This window comes from Microbaculum mangrovi (assembly GCF_051390635.1).
GTDB lineage: Bacteria > Pseudomonadota > Alphaproteobacteria > Rhizobiales > Tepidamorphaceae > Microbaculum.
On sequence record NZ_JBPODT010000003.1, the window covers coordinates 660277 to 674460 of the forward strand.

13 protein-coding genes are annotated in these 14184 nt (G+C 65.1%); 2 read left to right on the plus strand and 11 right to left on the minus strand.

The features are described from left to right. Position 1 precedes the first annotated feature (1 nt). From ACSF9G_RS15925 to ACSF9G_RS15975, 11 genes are all read right to left on the minus strand, one after another. The gene (locus ACSF9G_RS15925) at positions 2-1288 is read right to left on the minus strand and encodes a TRAP transporter large permease (protein ID WP_436643077.1); all 1287 of its coding nucleotides are present in this window, start codon (positions 1286-1288) and stop codon (positions 2-4) included. Continuing rightward, the gene (locus ACSF9G_RS15930) at positions 1285-1851 is read right to left on the minus strand and encodes a TRAP transporter small permease (protein WP_436643078.1); all 567 of its coding nucleotides are present in this window, start codon (positions 1849-1851) and stop codon (positions 1285-1287) included. Before ACSF9G_RS15930 ends, ACSF9G_RS15925 begins: the two co-directional genes overlap by 4 nt. Before the next feature lie 99 nt (positions 1852-1950). Further along, entirely contained in the window at positions 1951-2340 is a 390-nt protein-coding gene (locus ACSF9G_RS15935) for a cupin domain-containing protein (RefSeq protein WP_436643079.1), read from the minus strand. 2 nt (positions 2341-2342) lie between these two features. Next, positions 2343-3332: a TRAP transporter substrate-binding protein gene (locus tag ACSF9G_RS15940; RefSeq protein WP_436643080.1), complete on the minus strand. Its 990-nt coding sequence runs from the start codon at positions 3330-3332 to the stop codon at positions 2343-2345. A 534-nt stretch (positions 3333-3866) separates the two neighbouring features. After that, complete coding sequence (locus tag ACSF9G_RS15945; protein ID WP_436643081.1) at positions 3867-5549, minus strand: FAD-dependent oxidoreductase; 1683 nt, start codon at positions 5547-5549, stop codon at positions 3867-3869. A 103-nt stretch (positions 5550-5652) separates the two neighbouring features. Further along, entirely contained in the window at positions 5653-7287 is a 1635-nt protein-coding gene (locus ACSF9G_RS15950) for a bifunctional 3-(3-hydroxy-phenyl)propionate/3-hydroxycinnamic acid hydroxylase (RefSeq protein WP_436643082.1), read from the minus strand. Between the two features lie 39 nt (positions 7288-7326). After that, positions 7327-8346 (minus strand): 4-hydroxy-2-oxovalerate aldolase, encoded by a 1020-nt coding sequence (gene dmpG, locus ACSF9G_RS15955; RefSeq protein ID WP_436643083.1) that lies wholly within the window; start codon positions 8344-8346, stop codon positions 7327-7329. Between the two features lies 1 nt (position 8347). After that, positions 8348-9280 (minus strand): acetaldehyde dehydrogenase (acetylating), encoded by a 933-nt coding sequence (locus ACSF9G_RS15960; protein ID WP_436643084.1) that lies wholly within the window; start codon positions 9278-9280, stop codon positions 8348-8350. 27 nt (positions 9281-9307) lie between these two features. Then, complete coding sequence (locus ACSF9G_RS15965) at positions 9308-10090, minus strand: 2-keto-4-pentenoate hydratase (RefSeq protein ID WP_436643085.1); 783 nt, start codon at positions 10088-10090, stop codon at positions 9308-9310. 31 nt (positions 10091-10121) lie between these two features. Beyond that, positions 10122-10988, minus strand: a complete 867-nt coding sequence (locus tag ACSF9G_RS15970) for an alpha/beta fold hydrolase (RefSeq protein WP_436643086.1) — start codon at positions 10986-10988, stop codon at positions 10122-10124. Positions 10989-11062: 74 nt separating this feature from the next. Further along, positions 11063-11995, minus strand: a complete 933-nt coding sequence (locus ACSF9G_RS15975; protein ID WP_436643087.1) for a 3-carboxyethylcatechol 2,3-dioxygenase — start codon at positions 11993-11995, stop codon at positions 11063-11065. Positions 11996-12148: 153 nt separating this feature from the next. On the opposite strand from ACSF9G_RS15975, the gene ACSF9G_RS15980 reads away from it, so the two are divergent. Both ACSF9G_RS15980 and dctP read left to right on the plus strand, forming a co-directional pair. Then, positions 12149-12943 carry an IclR family transcriptional regulator domain-containing protein gene (locus ACSF9G_RS15980; protein ID WP_261617533.1) on the plus strand — a complete coding sequence of 265 codons (795 nt, stop codon included), beginning with the start codon at positions 12149-12151 and terminating at the stop codon, positions 12941-12943. A gap of 203 nt (positions 12944-13146) precedes the next feature. Further along, positions 13147-14181, plus strand: coding sequence for a TRAP transporter substrate-binding protein DctP (dctP, locus tag ACSF9G_RS15985; protein WP_436643088.1), 1035 nt, complete (start codon positions 13147-13149; stop codon positions 14179-14181). Positions 14182-14184 lie beyond the last annotated feature (3 nt).

A 14184-nucleotide genomic window follows, 5' to 3' on the forward strand; every position in this document is an offset into this window, starting at 1 on the left:
CTCAGTTTCCCCCTTCTGCAATCAGGCTTGGCAGGAACAGCGTCAGGTCGGGCACGAAGGCGACGAGCAGAAGCACGGCGACGCAGATGACGATCATCGGCAGCGCGGCGCGGCTCACGCCTTCGATCGGCACGCGGCCGATTGCACTGACGATGAAGAGACACAGACCGACCGGCGGCGTGATCATGCCGATCATCAGGTTGAGCACGACCATGACGCCGAACTGGACGGGATCGAGCCCGATCGTCTTTACCACCTCGATCAGGATCGGCATGACGAGGATCAGGGCAGCGAGCGGTTCCAGGAAAAGCCCGAGCATCAGGAGCAGCGCGTTGATCAGGAGGAGCAGCAGTGCCGGATCCTGCGTCAGCGATGTCAGACCCGCGGCAATCTGCCTTGGGACGTTCTCGAAGCCGAGCACGAAGGCTGTCATCGATGCCATCGCGACAATCAGCATGATCCCGGCCGACAGCGTCGCGGTCTCGAACAGTGCGTTCCAGAAGGCTGCAAATCCCATCGTGCGATAGAAGAAAACGGCGAGCAGCAGCGCATAGAGCGCGGCGATCGCCGCGGCCTCTGTCGGGGTGAAGATACCCGAGCGGATGCCGCCGACGATGATCACCGGCAGGAGCAGAGCCGGCGCGCCGCGGCGGAGCGAACGGCGGCGCTCGGCCTTCCCCAGCATGGGCGAAGGCGGATGTCCCTCGCGCCGCGCCTTGATCAGCACATAGGCAACGAGCGCCAGGCACAGGATGATCGCCGGGCCGATGCCGGCGATGAAGAGGTCGCCGATCGAGGTGCCGGTCAGGACGCCATAGAGGATCAGCGCCAGCGAAGGCGGCACCAACGGTCCGAGGATCGAGCTGGTGGCGACCAGCGCGGCCGCATAGCGCGGATCGTAACCATCTCGGCGCATGGCCGGAATCAGAACGCTGCCGAGCGCCGAGGCCTCCGCCGTTGCCGCACCGCTGACGCCTGAAAACAGCATGCTGGCGACGACGGTCACGGCGGCGAGACCGCCGCGCACGCGCCCGACCAGCGTCTGCGCGAGTCTGACGATTTCATCGGTGATGCCGCCTGCGTTCATGAAGTTGCCGGCCAGCAGGAAGAAGGGGATCGTCAGCAGTACGAACTGGTCGACGCCGGCGATCATGCGTTGCGGAAAGGCAATCAGGAGCTGCGTGTTGCCGGTCAGGTACAGGTACACAAGCGATGCGAGCCCCAGTGCCAGGGCGACCGGTACGCCGATCAGGAGAAAGGCCGCGAAGCCGGAAAGATAGAAGATCACGGCTCACCCCCCAATTCCGAGGGGGAGGTCGGCGGGGTCCCGCCCGCCAGGGCTTTCAGCGTGGAGAGCGTGTGAAGGACGATGTGGACTGCGAGCAAGGTCATGCTGATCGGGATCGAGACATAGACCCAGAACAGCGAGAGATTTGCCGAGCCCTCTCCATGAAAGACATCGGACCAGATGAAATTCGCCGCCGGCATGGTCTGGCCGCCGCTGAACACGGCGTAGCGCCAGCCGAAAATCACCAGGAAGCCCAGAAGCACCAGGATCGCGGCGTCGGCGATGAGGGTGAGTAGGGCGGCCGCGCGCGCCGGCAGCGCCTCGACGAGGATGCGCATCGCCGCGATCTCGCCGCGCTGATAGGCGACTCCGCAGGCCAGGAAGGAGACCCAGATAAGAAGATAGCGGCAGACCTCTTCCGCCCAGATCAGCGAGTTGTTCAGGCCGTAGCGGAAGAATACCTGAACGCACATCACCGCGAACAGGATCGCCATCATGGCGCCCAGCAGGGCGACCATCAGCGTCCTGTAGACCTTTGCGATACTGGTCAGTGTTTCGGTCATCTCGCTCTCGTCACCGCGGCGCCGTTGTCGGGCACAAAGCTGTCCTTTCGGCCGGCACGGTGCCGGCCGCGAAGGCGGGCTGCCCGACGCCGAAGACGGTCAATCGGGTTCGAAGGTGCTCTTCTGATAGGTCACGAGGTGCAGGTAGTCCTGCCGAAGCGGCGAGAAGACGTCGAGGTTGAGGACCGTCTCGTCGCCGAGCACCTCGCCGCAATGAACGACATTCGGCGGAATGCGGACGAGGCCACCCTCCTCAACATCGACGGTCTCGTCGCCGATGTAGAAGCGCATCCTGCCCTTCACCACCATCACCAGCTGCTCCTCGGGGTGGCTGTGCGGACGCACCTCCATTCCCGGCTCCAGCCAGTTCATCACCATCATGGCCTGGTTGCCCCGGAAACCGGCCCGGGAGACCCCGGGCCGTACCTGTTCGCGGGGCAGGTCTTCCCAGCGGAAGGCTTGCGCCCCCTCGCCCTTGTCAGCGGTCATTGTCACGACCCCTTGCGGATGGCTTCGATGAACTCGACGATGATCGGGTCCTTGCCCGACCACTCCGTCACAACCGGCGCCGTCTTGTCCTGCATGGCCTTCAGGTCGTCGAGCTGGTTTATGGTGACGCCCTTCGCCTTCAGGGCCTCGGCCACCCGCGCCTCGTCTTCCTTGGCGAACTGGTAGTGCTTGGCGATGGTCTCGTGGCCGGCCTCGATCATCGCCGTCTGGATGTCCTCCGGCAGGGCGTCGAATTTGGCCTTGTTCACAACCAGCACACCCGGCCAGAAATATTGGCCCGTGAACGTCACTTCCTTGGCGTTCTGGAACAGGTTTTCGGACTCGACGGAGGAGAGGTTGATTTCGACGGCGTCGATCACACCGGTTTCGAGACCCGAGTAGACTTCGCCGTAGGGCATGCCGACCGGGTTCGTGCCGACCGCTTCCCAGGTCGCCTTGTGCAGCGGGATCGGGACGATGCGGGTCTTCAGACCCTCGAAGTCGGCGACCGACTTCACCGGCTTCTCACGGCTCAGGAAGTGGCGCTGGCCGGCTTCGTAGAAGGAGAGGCCCTTCATGCCCTTGGCATCGAGGCTGTCGAGCAGCTTCTGGCCGACCGGGCCCGAGAGGACGGCCGACATGGAGTCGTAGGAGGGGACCACGAAGGGCAGCTGCAGCGCGTCGAACGCGGCCGCGCCAGCCGCCAGCGGGAAGACCGGCGCCGAAACCAGGGCGCCGTCGATCGTGCCGAGCTGCACGCCTTCCAGAAGCTGCTTGTCGTCGCCGAGCTGCCGGTCGCCCACCACTTCGATCGCAACCTTGCCGCCGGTCTTCTCCGCGACGGCCTCGGCGAACATCTCAACGCCGATGTTGAAGGCGTGCTTGCTGGAGGCCGCGTGGCCGATCTTGAAGTTGTAGTCGGCGGCAGACGCAGCAGCGCTCATCGCGCCGAAGGCAAATGCGCCGGCAAGAAGGGTGTGAAGAACCCGCATTGTTTGTTTCCTCCGGTGTTTCTCATTATGAAACATTGTTTCTAATTAAGATATAACGCGGTGTGCGAGGAGCGTCAACGCGAATGCTTAGTCGACTGGATTGATCGAAAATGCGGAACCGGGATCGACGAGCGTGTCGCTGCACACAGGCGCGACGGTGCGCGGTGCGAATGAACGGCTTCCGGCCGGGAATCCCAAGCGACAGTGCGCGTTTCGAGCGCGCCAATGGCTTGCTTCGCGACAGGCGTCTGAAAGTGAAATGGTTCGCTTCAGTGGCCGACCTGATGGCCAGAATAGAGGCTGGCGCAGGAAGTACGACGAGGTGTGCCCGCATGGGGGAGCGGGCACGGGGGGCCGATCTTGTTGTTCAATCCCGACGGCGCCGCCGGTCCGCCATCGGGACATGGCGGGGGAACCCTGTCCTCAGCTGTTCCAGGGATGAGGGCCGGACCAATCCGACCGACCCGTCCAGGTTCGAAGGCGACATTCTGGGAGCGGGCCACGCTCCCCGGCACGCCTGGCCGGACCGAAGGGTCAGGCGTCTTTGATGCCTGCGGCATGGATGGCCGCGACATAGCCGAACGTGATCGCCTGGCCGATGGTGATCCCCGGACCTGGGTACTCGCCACCCATCATTGAGTTCATGTCGTTGCCGCAAGCATACAGACCCGGAATCGGCGCGCCGGCAGCATCCAGGACTTGCGCATGGGTGTTCACGTCCAGGCCGCGGCAGGTGCCGATGTCGCCCTTGAAGACCTTGATCGCGTAGAACGGTCCCTTGTCGATCGGCGCAAGGCAGGGATTCCCGGGTTTTCCAGCATCGCCGAGATACCGGTTGTAGGGCGAGCCACCCTTGTCGAAGTCCGGATCCTGCCCCTTTGCGGCGGACGTGTTGTAGCGGGAAATCGTCGCCTCGAGCGCGTTGGGATCGATACCGATCTGTCGCGCCAGTCCGGAGATGCTGTCGGCCTTCATCAGATAGCCGGACCGCAGGAACTTCTGGCGCATCGCGAATTCCGGCGGGACCGGCCCGAAGGTGTATTTGCTCAGGAACGTGCTGTCGGCGATCAGATAGGCGTTGTCGGCATTCTGCTTCAGCATGGCCTTGACGAACTCGTGGTACGAATCGGCCTCGTTCGTGAACCGTTTGCCGTTGCTGGTGACCGCGATGAGCCCCGGTTTGGCGCGGTCGAACATCAGGTGCGGGAAATGGGCTACCGACCCGTCGTCGCGCGGCACCAGCGAAACGGGCGACCAGTAGGCGCCGTTGGAATTGCGGTCTGCGATCGTCCCGCCGACGGCTTCGGCCAGGGCGATACCGTCGCCGGTGTTGTCGGCGATGGCGGCCGACAACGGCTCCGGCGCGTCCGGAAGCAGGCGCTCGCGCATCCGCGCCGAGCCGGGGAAGCCGCCGCTCGCGAGGATGACGGCGGACGCGTTGATGACAAGGCGCTCGCCGGCGCGTTCGACCTCGACGCCGCAGATCTGCCCGTCCGCCGTCAGCAGGCGGCGCGTCTCGGTCTCCAGCCAGATCGGCGTGTCCTTGCGCAGCAACGTCTTGTACAGGGCGGCGGCAAGGGCATTGCCGATCAGCAGCCGGGTGCCCCGCGGGTAGCCGCGCAGGCGGTCGCGAAAGTAGCGGAACACGACGCGGGCCGAATGCATGGCAGCCTTCGGAGAACGGCGCGCGGCGAGCAGCGCCTCAAGGTCCGCACGGTTGACCATCATCTTTCCGAACAGTCCGAACTCCGGAAGCGGCGGGCGAAGATCGTTGAACCGGTCGCCGAGTTCCCGGCCGTCGAACTCGGCGGGGTCCATCAGGCGCCCGCCCAGGCTCGATCCCGGCCGGTCGAGATAGTCCGGTCCGTAGGGGCGCGCCGAGAAGTGAAGGTCGGTGTTTTCCTCGATATACCGGATCGCCTCCGGTCCGCGCCGCAGGAACGCGTCCTTCATGTCGGCGCTCGCGAGATTGCCGACGACGGTATCGAGGAAGAGTCGGGCGTTCTCGTAGCTGTCTTCCACGCCGGTTGCGGCGAGATGCGGGTTGTTCGGAATCCAGACCGCGCCGCCGGAGACCGCGGCGGTGCCGCCGACATAGCGGCTCTTCTCCAGAAGGATGACTCGCCGCCCCTCGCTGGCAGCGACCGCGGCCGCTGTCAGACCGGCGCCACCGGCGCCCACCACGACGATATCGGCTGAATGGGAAGTCGCGTTCATCTTGGTCGCTTTCTTTCTGCGGGCATCGTGCCTTTCGGGGGGCTTCGAGACCGCCGCCGCGTGCCCGCTTGGCCGCCCGCCCGATTGGCTGCGCCCCGACTTGTTAGTTGACCGCGTGGAAGGCGTTCAACAGCGCGTTGCTGGCCTGGCCGACATCCTGGGGGCCGGCGATTCCGGCGACGAAGCGGTCGGGACGGAGAAACACCACGCTTCCATCGCCGCCCTGATCGGCGAACCATTCATGCAGGGCACCATCGGCATCACTGAGGACCTCGGTCCCCGGGAGGATGTTGCCCTGGAAGCCGCCGTGCTGCGTGTCCGGCACGATCGCGAAGAATCGCGCGCCGAGTTTCGACCAGCGTTCGCGCTCCTCGGGCTTCAGGAAAAGCTGTGGGTCGTTGCCCCAGGACAGGATGGCGATATCGAGACCGAGGACGTCGTCCAGCCTGCGGCGCGCGCCGTCGGCGTCGAGGACATTCGGCTGCGGAAACATCTTGCCGGTGGCGCTGCCCTGCACCTCGCCGCGGGCGGTCTTCATCACCACGCCGTCGCGATACCGCGGCATCGGCTTGAAGCGCATCTCGACGAAATAGCGCTTTACCGGCGGGATCGCGTTCATCAGCAGCCCGAGCTTGTCGCGCAGCCAGGATACGGTCTTGCTCGTCGGGGAGAATATCTTGCCGGCGGTCACCGACAGGTCGATCATAGCCTTGGCGTGATCGCGGCGTTCGACGCCATAGCTGTCGAGCAGTGCCTCCCGGGCTTCGCCCTTGGCGACCATCGCCAGCTTCCAGCCGAGGTTGGTCGCGTCGCGGATGCCGCTGTTGTAGCCCTGTCCCTGCCAGACCGGCATTAGGTGCGCGGCATCGCCGGCGATGAACACGCGGCCCTTCTGGAACTGGCGCGCGAGGCGGGCATTGTGGGTGTAGACCCGGCTGCGCATCACGTTTGCGTCCTCGGGACGCGGCATCACCCGGGCGAGCAGCTTGCGCACGCCTTCGTCCGAGCACAGCGTTTCCTCAGCCTCGGTATCGAACACCATGAACTCGACCCGCCGCTTGCCGTGCGGCAGCGCGATCGAGACATAGGGCCGCTCCGGCACGCAGTGCAGGTAGGATCCGGGACGCCCGATCGGATCGTCGTGCAGGTCGATCACGACCCAGCGGGTGGAATCCGTGACGCCCTCGAAGTCGATGCCGAGTTCTTTGCGGACCATGCTTCGCCCGCCGTCGCAACCTACGAGCCAGCGCGCCTCCACCTGGGCCGTCTTGCCGCCGTGGGAGATGTCGAGAGAGACGGAATCGCCCCGGTCCTGGAACGCTGTGACCTCGGCGCCCATCAAAGTCGTCACGCTGTCGAAGCGGTCCAGGCCGGAATAGAGGATCCTGTCGACCATCGGCTGGATGAAGGAGTTGCGCCGCGGCCAGCCGAATACCCGAGTCTTCGGTTCGATCGAGGCCAGGGTCTGGCCGTGCATCGTCACGAAGCGCATCTTCTGGTCGGGCGTGGTGTTGGCCGCGACCGCGTCGGCCAGACCGATCGCCTGGAAGCTTCGCAGGCACTCGTCGTCCATGCCGACACCGCGCGGGTAGTCGATGAGCTCGTCGCGTTGTTCCAGCACAAGCGTCCACACGCCGCGCGCACCGAGGAAATTCGCGATCGTCAGCCCGACGGGGCCGGCCCCGACGATGACGACATCCACCTTCTTCGGCAAACTGGTTTTCGATCTGCCCGCCATGGATCCTAATCTCCTATCGGGATGCCAATCCGGCCGACCTCAGCCTTTGACCAGGTCGAGGGCGACATCCACGATCATGTCCTCCTGCCCGCCCACCATCTTTCGCTTGCCCAGCTCGACCAGAATGTCGGAAGCGGGAATGCGGTGGTCGGCGGCAGCCTTCTCCGCGTGGCGCAGGAAGCTCGAATAGACGCCGGCGTAGCCCAGCATCAAGCTTTCCCGGTCGACCCGCACGGGGCGGTCCATCAAGGGCCTGACGACGCCGTCCGCCACCGCCGCGAGCTTGACGAAGTCGCAGCCGGTCTTGAGCCCCATACGGTCGAAGACGGCGATCATCGCCTCGATCGGCGCGTTGCCGGCGCCCGCGCCCAGCCCGGCGAGCGAGCCGTCCACCCGAACCGCGCCGGCGCGAACGCCGGCGATTGCGTTGGCAATGCCGTGGTGCAGGTTCTCGTGGGTATGGATTCCGACCTCCGTCTCGGGTCTCAGCCCTTCACGCAGGGCTCCCACCCGCGCGGCAACGTCCTCGGGCAACATCGCCCCGGCGCTGTCGACGACATAGACGCATTCCGCGCCATAGCTCTCCATCAGTCGCGCCTGCTCGAGCAGCAGCTCGGGGCTGATCATGTGGCTCATCATCAGGAAGCAGGCTGTGTCATATCCCAGATCCCGCGCCACGCCGATATGCTGGCGCGACACGTCGGCCTCGGTGCAATGCGTGGCGATCCGTACCGAGCGCGCCCCGACGCCATAGGCATCGACGAGGTCGTTGGCCAGGCCGATGCCGGGAACGAGGAGAACGGTCACCCGTGCCGTCTTCACCGCGTCGGCGGCGGCGGCGATCCAGTCGAGGTCCGAGTTGCTCCCAAAACCATAGTTGAACGAGCTGCCCGACAGTCCGTCGCCGTGCGTCACTTCGAGGGCGTCGACGCCGGCATCGTCGAGCGCGGCGGCGACCGTCCGTACGGTGTCGAGGGACATCTGATGGCGCAGGGCGTGCATCCCGTCGCGCATCGACACGTCCTGGATGTACAGCCGGTCGGGATTGGTAACGCTCATCTCAAGCCTCCTTGGCGCAGCTCTGCGTCCAGCGCTCCGCAACCGCCTTGGCCGCCGAGGTCATGATGTCCAGGTTGCCGGCATAGGCCGGGAAATGGTCGGCGGCGCCTTCCACTTCGAGGAAAATCGAGGTCTTCAGCCCGGCGACACGGCCGATGCCGGGAATCACCGCGGGGGCGTCTTCGGCGATCCGCTCGAACTGAACGTCCTGCTTCAACCGGTAGCCGGGGACGTAGCTCTGCACCGCCGCGACCATCTCCTCGACCGAGGCGCGGATAGCGCCTTCGTCGCCGCCCTGGCTCAGCGTGAACACGCTGTCGCGCATGATCATCGGCGGTTCGGCGGGATTGAGAATGATGATGGCCTTGCCGCGTTCGGCGCCGCCGACCGCCTCGATGGCACGGCTGGTCGTCTGTGTGAATTCGTCGATGTTGGCGCGCGTGCCCGGCCCCGCTGAGCGGGAGGATACCGAGGCGACGATCTCGGCGTAGATCAGCCGGTCGACGACGCGATTGACCGCATAGACCATCGGCACCGTCGCCTGGCCGCCGCAGGTCACCATGTTCATGTTCGCCGCAGCGATGTGTTCGTCGATGTTGCAGACGGGCACGACATAGGGTCCGACGGCGGCCGGCGTCAGGTCGATCACCTGTTTGCCGTCGGCCTGGAGAACCTTTGCGTGGCCGATGTGCGCGCCGGCGGACGTCGCATCGAACACGAGGCGGATCGCGTCGTAGCCGGGCAGGCGGCGCAGCCCCTCCAGCCCCTCGTGCGTCACCGGCACGCCGCGCTCGGCGGCCATGCGCAATCCGTCAGAGGCCGGGTCGATCCCGACCATCGCGCCCATTTCGAGCGTCTCGGAAGACTTGAGGATCTTGATCATCAGGTCGGTGCCGATATTCCCGGAGCCGACGATTGCCACTTTCTGCTTCATTGCCTTCGTTCCCAACCCGATGCGCCTCTAGCCGGCGAAGCCGACGTGAAACGGCTCGAATCCCTGGATCTCGACCGAGAATTCGTCGCCTGCCGCTATCGGCACGACCGGACCCAGCGAGCCTGAAAGAATGATGTCGCCTTCTTCGACCGGCCGCCCGATCGCCGCCATCTTCCGCACCAGCCAGAGCACCGCGGTAAGCGGGTGGCCGAGACAGGCCGCGCCGAGCCCGAGCGAGGCCTGCGCGCCATTGCGGCCCATGATCATGCCGCACAGCCGCAGGTCGACGTCGCTGATCCGGCGCGGGCTCTTGCCCAGCACGAAACCACCGCCCGATGCGTTGTCGGCGACGGTATCGACGAGCCCGATGTTCCAGTCGGCGATGGCGCTGTCGATAACCTCAAGCGCGGGAACCGCGTAGGCGACCGCGCGGATCACGTCGGTCATGGCGGCGTCGGGGTCGGCCAGACCGCGGTCCATGACGAAGGCGATCTCTGCCTCAGCACGCGGCTGCATGAAGCGCGCCATGTCCACCGTGTCGCCGTCGGAAAACGCGTAGTCGGCCCACAGCACGCCGTAGTCGGGCTCGTCCACACCCATTTGTTTCTGGACGGCTTCGGCGGTTAGTCCGATCTTGCGGCCGACCAGGCGGCGGCCCCGGTCGAGCCAACGTCCGGTCACAGATTCCTGAACGGCCAGCGCGTCCTCGATCCGCGCCAGACCCATCGTTTCGCGCAGCGGCGCGATCTGACGCAGGTTCGAGCGCGCCTCGAACAGCGTCGCGGCCATATCCTCGATGCTCGTCGTCATACCTAGAAGCTCCTGCTGTCCCCGGTACGGCTCATCGGCCGAGGAGGAAGTCGATGTGCAGCGTGTTGAAGTGCGGCGCGTTCTCGAACTGCGGCCAGTGCCCGCAGCCGTTCATCACCTCGTAGCGCGCGCCGGGGATCATCCTGGAGATCATCTGCCCTTCCTCCGGTGTCGCCGTGGGGTCGTGCGAGGTCCACAGCACCAGCGTCGGCGCCGTGATTTTCGCCGTATCCTCTTCGGAGAGCATGTTGCGCTTGCGGGTCTCCATGTCCTGGAGGCACAGCACCCGTTCCATCGTCTCGACGTAGCCGGGTTGGGAGTAAATCGCGCGGCGCGCCTCGACGAGATCGTCGTTGACGTGCGCCTTGTCGTGCATAAGGAATTCCAGCCGCTCGCGGATCCGGTCGTAGTTCGGGTCGCGCACCGCTTCCATCGAAAGCCGGTGGATCCGCTTCATCACCTCGGGATGAGCCGTCCAGCCGCCCGACGTGTTGAGAACGAGGCGCTCGACCATCTCGGGATGATGAATGGCGATCCACGCCGCCACCCAGCCGCCCAGCGATTCGCCGGAGATATGCGCCTTGTCGCGTCCCAGCGCCTTGATCACGGACATCACATGGGCGCCGTAGGCGGGAATTTCGTAGCCGATGGCCGGCTTGTCCGACCAGCCGTGGCCGACCAGGTCGATCGACACGGTCCAGAAATGCGCGCCGTGCGCGGCCATGTTGCGGCTGTACGCCTCGGCGTGGCCGCCAGTGCCGTGAATGAGGATCAGCAGCGGCTTGTCGGGCGAACCCGACGAGAGATAGCGGGTCCTGATACCGTCTGCATCGATATAGCCCTGGGAGAACGGAACCGCCGTCAGGTCGGTCCAGATGGATTTATGCTGCGTTGTCACGAAGATACTCCTGACGCAGTGGTCCGATGCGCTGCCGGGCGCGCGCGAAGGTGTGTGAAAGGGGAGGCCGCCGCTCAGGCCGGATCGGCCTTCAGCACGCCCATGCCCGTCAGCCAGACGTTCATCGGTTCGTAGAACAGCTCTTCCGCCTCGTAGTTCGGCCCCAGCGCGGCGAGCGTCGCAAACCAGCTGCGCACCTCGTGACCGCCGCGTCCGCCCGTCGCCGTTATCTCTTCGTCACTGCTGGCGTCGAGCGTGGTCAGGTCGCCGGAGAGGAAACCGTCCAGCAGTTTCCTGTCCCAGGCGGGATCGAGCGGAAGCGTCTTCGACGTGCCGGCGAGGACCTTCTCGCTTTCCTGGACCGCCTTGGACTGCCGCGCCACGCGCTGGGCGTGGGTCAGCTCGCCGCCGTTGATGAGGCGGTTGCGCACCTCCGGCGCGGCGCCGGCTAGTGCCGGCATGGGCGGATCGTGCGACAGCCCGCCCGAGCCGATGATCAGGATCCGCTCCGGACGCCGCTGCGCCCAAGCGCCGACGGCACGGCCCAGGGCGCGAACACGATCGAATGTCGGGCGCGGGGCGGCGGCGCAGTTGATGAACACCGGGATCAGGTTGGAAAGGTCGTGCTTGGCCGACAGAATCTCTACCGGCTGCACCGCACCGTGATCGACTTCCATCTTATAGGAAATCGCCGTGTCGATTCCGTCGTCGAGGATGGAGCGCGACAGATCCATCGCGGTGTCTTCGGGGATCGATAGCTTGCCGGCCGCGGTGCCGAAATCGCCGATCGAGGTCGCCTGGATGCCGACGCAGAACGCGGGCAGAAGGTCATAGAAGAAGCCGTTGATGTGGTCGGGATGGATGACGATCGTCAGATCCGGGGCCAAGTCGGCGACATAGTCGGCCGCTGCCGCGATCGCCGCGTTGAAGCGCTGTTCGATGCCGGGATCGGCGCGATTGCGCTCAAGCAGCGGACTGTGGGACATGCAAACAGACCCGACGATCATCGACACTTCTCCTTATTCGACCGGCGCGCAGCAGCCCCGCCGACCCGTCATCCACTCGTGGCGTGAACCTGAAAAATGGCCCGACCCTTGACAACCTCGTTTCCAGGGTTGTTCGCTATGAGAACAGGGGGGGTGCCCGAGAAGGATTAGGACGTGTCCCGGCCATACAAGGACGTGCGCTCGCTGGCGCGCGGGCTGCAGATTATCGAGGCACTTGGGGAACTGGGCTGGACGTCGCCGCAAATCCTGAGCAAGGCCGTGGGGATCGACCGCACAACGGTTTACCGGCTGCTCAGCACGCTGGCCGATCAGGGCTATGTCGTCCGCCGCGAGGAGGATGGTGCGGTCTCCCTGACCTCCAAGCTGTCGCAGATCGCGGACGGGATCAAAACCAATGACCTGCACGCGCAGATCGCGGCCCCCTATATCCGCGAACTGACCTCGGAGATCCTGTGGCCCAGCGACTTCGCCAGCTTCATCCTCGGCGAGGTCGTCATCCGATACTCCACCCACAAGATCAGCCCGATGTCGATCCATCACGCGATGATCGGCAAAAGCCGGCTATTGCTCCGGTCCGCGCTGGGCAAGGCGATCATATCGGCGATGACCGAACGGGAGCTGGAGGCGATCCGCGCGATCGTCTGTACCACCGGTGGCCAGGATGCGGAGGACCTGCGCAGCGAGTCCTTCGTCCGACGCACTATCGAGAAGGTGCGCCGGGACGGTTTCGCCAGTTCCGTGGGGGAATCCGAGCGCAAGATCAGCGCCATAGCCCGGCCCGTTCTCAGTTCGAACGGGCATGTGCTCGGGGCGCTGAACCTTGTCTACTTCACCACGGTCATGACCCCCGAAGAAGCCGCCAGGCGGTATATGGAGCCGTTCTCGGCCTGTATCGGCGCTATCGAGAAGGCGATTGCCGCCGAGAGGGCGGCACTGGCGGGAACCTGACGCGGCGCGTCGGGTCTCCAGGCGGCGTTCTCTAGATTCGCCGGCAAATGACCTCCTGTAGGGGAAGCTGCGCCCGTGCACGGGCCGGGTTTGTGCGCACAGTGCACTACGGTCTCCGGCGTGTTGCATGACGGCTATGTCCCGGGTCGTATTGCGCCCTGTTCCGAGAACGGGCTTTACCGACAAAAAGGAGGAGGGTCTTTATGACCAATCACTGGAATACGTTCGCCGCGGTTGGACTTGCCGCGTCGCTGACGGCATTCGCCGGAAGCGCGGCCGCCGACGAAGGCAAAGTCTACACCCTGCGCTATCAGGTCTCGCACCCGTCGAACCAGGCCTACGCCACCAAGAACGGCGAAGGTTTCCGCAAGCTCGTCGAAGAGATGAGCGACGGCCGCATCAAGTTCGAAGTCTATGATGCCGGCGCGCTGGTATCGGTCACGGGGATGCTCGAGGCAGTCGACCAGGGCGTGCTCGACATCAGTCAGTCCTGGGGCGGTTTCTACAGCGGCGACATTCCGGAGGCGGACGTCGAGGTCGGGCTGCCGCTCGCCTGGCAGGAGCCCTGGGAAGCCTACGACGCCTACTTCAACCGTGGCCTCAAGGACGTCATCGAGGAAGCCTATGAGAGCCGCTTCAACGTCAAGTGGTTCCCGGCGATCATCAGCCTTAACTACGGCATCGCCCTGCGCGAGCCGATCGAGAGCCTCGAGGATCTCAAGGGCAAGAAGATCCGGGCAGTCGGCGTTTACGGCGAACTGATGCAGAAGCTCGGCGCGTCGCCGGTCGTGGTGCCGGGCGCGGAGCTGTATACGGCGCTTCAGCTCGGCACCATCGACGGCATGGTCTACGGCCCCGCGGCCATCCACGAGCAGGACCTGCAGGGCTTCGTGAAGTCGATGATCCTGTCGCCGAACCTGAATACCGGCGTGGGCCACTGGGTGGTCAACCGCGACACCTGGGAGTCCCTGCCGGAAGACCTTCAGGAGGTGATCGAGTTCGCCGCGTATTACGGCAATCTCGCGCAGACCATGAACTACTCGGCGGTGGAGACCGAAGGCGTGGGCACGATCAAGGCGGCGGGCGTGACTCCGGTCGAGCTATCCGAGGCGGATCGCGCCAAGATGAACGCCGTGGCGCTTGAGCTGTGGAATGAAATCGCCACCCGTTCGGAGCTGGCTGCCAAGGGCGTCGAGATCGTCAAGCAGCAGCAAAAGGATTACGGCGAGCTTGATTGATCA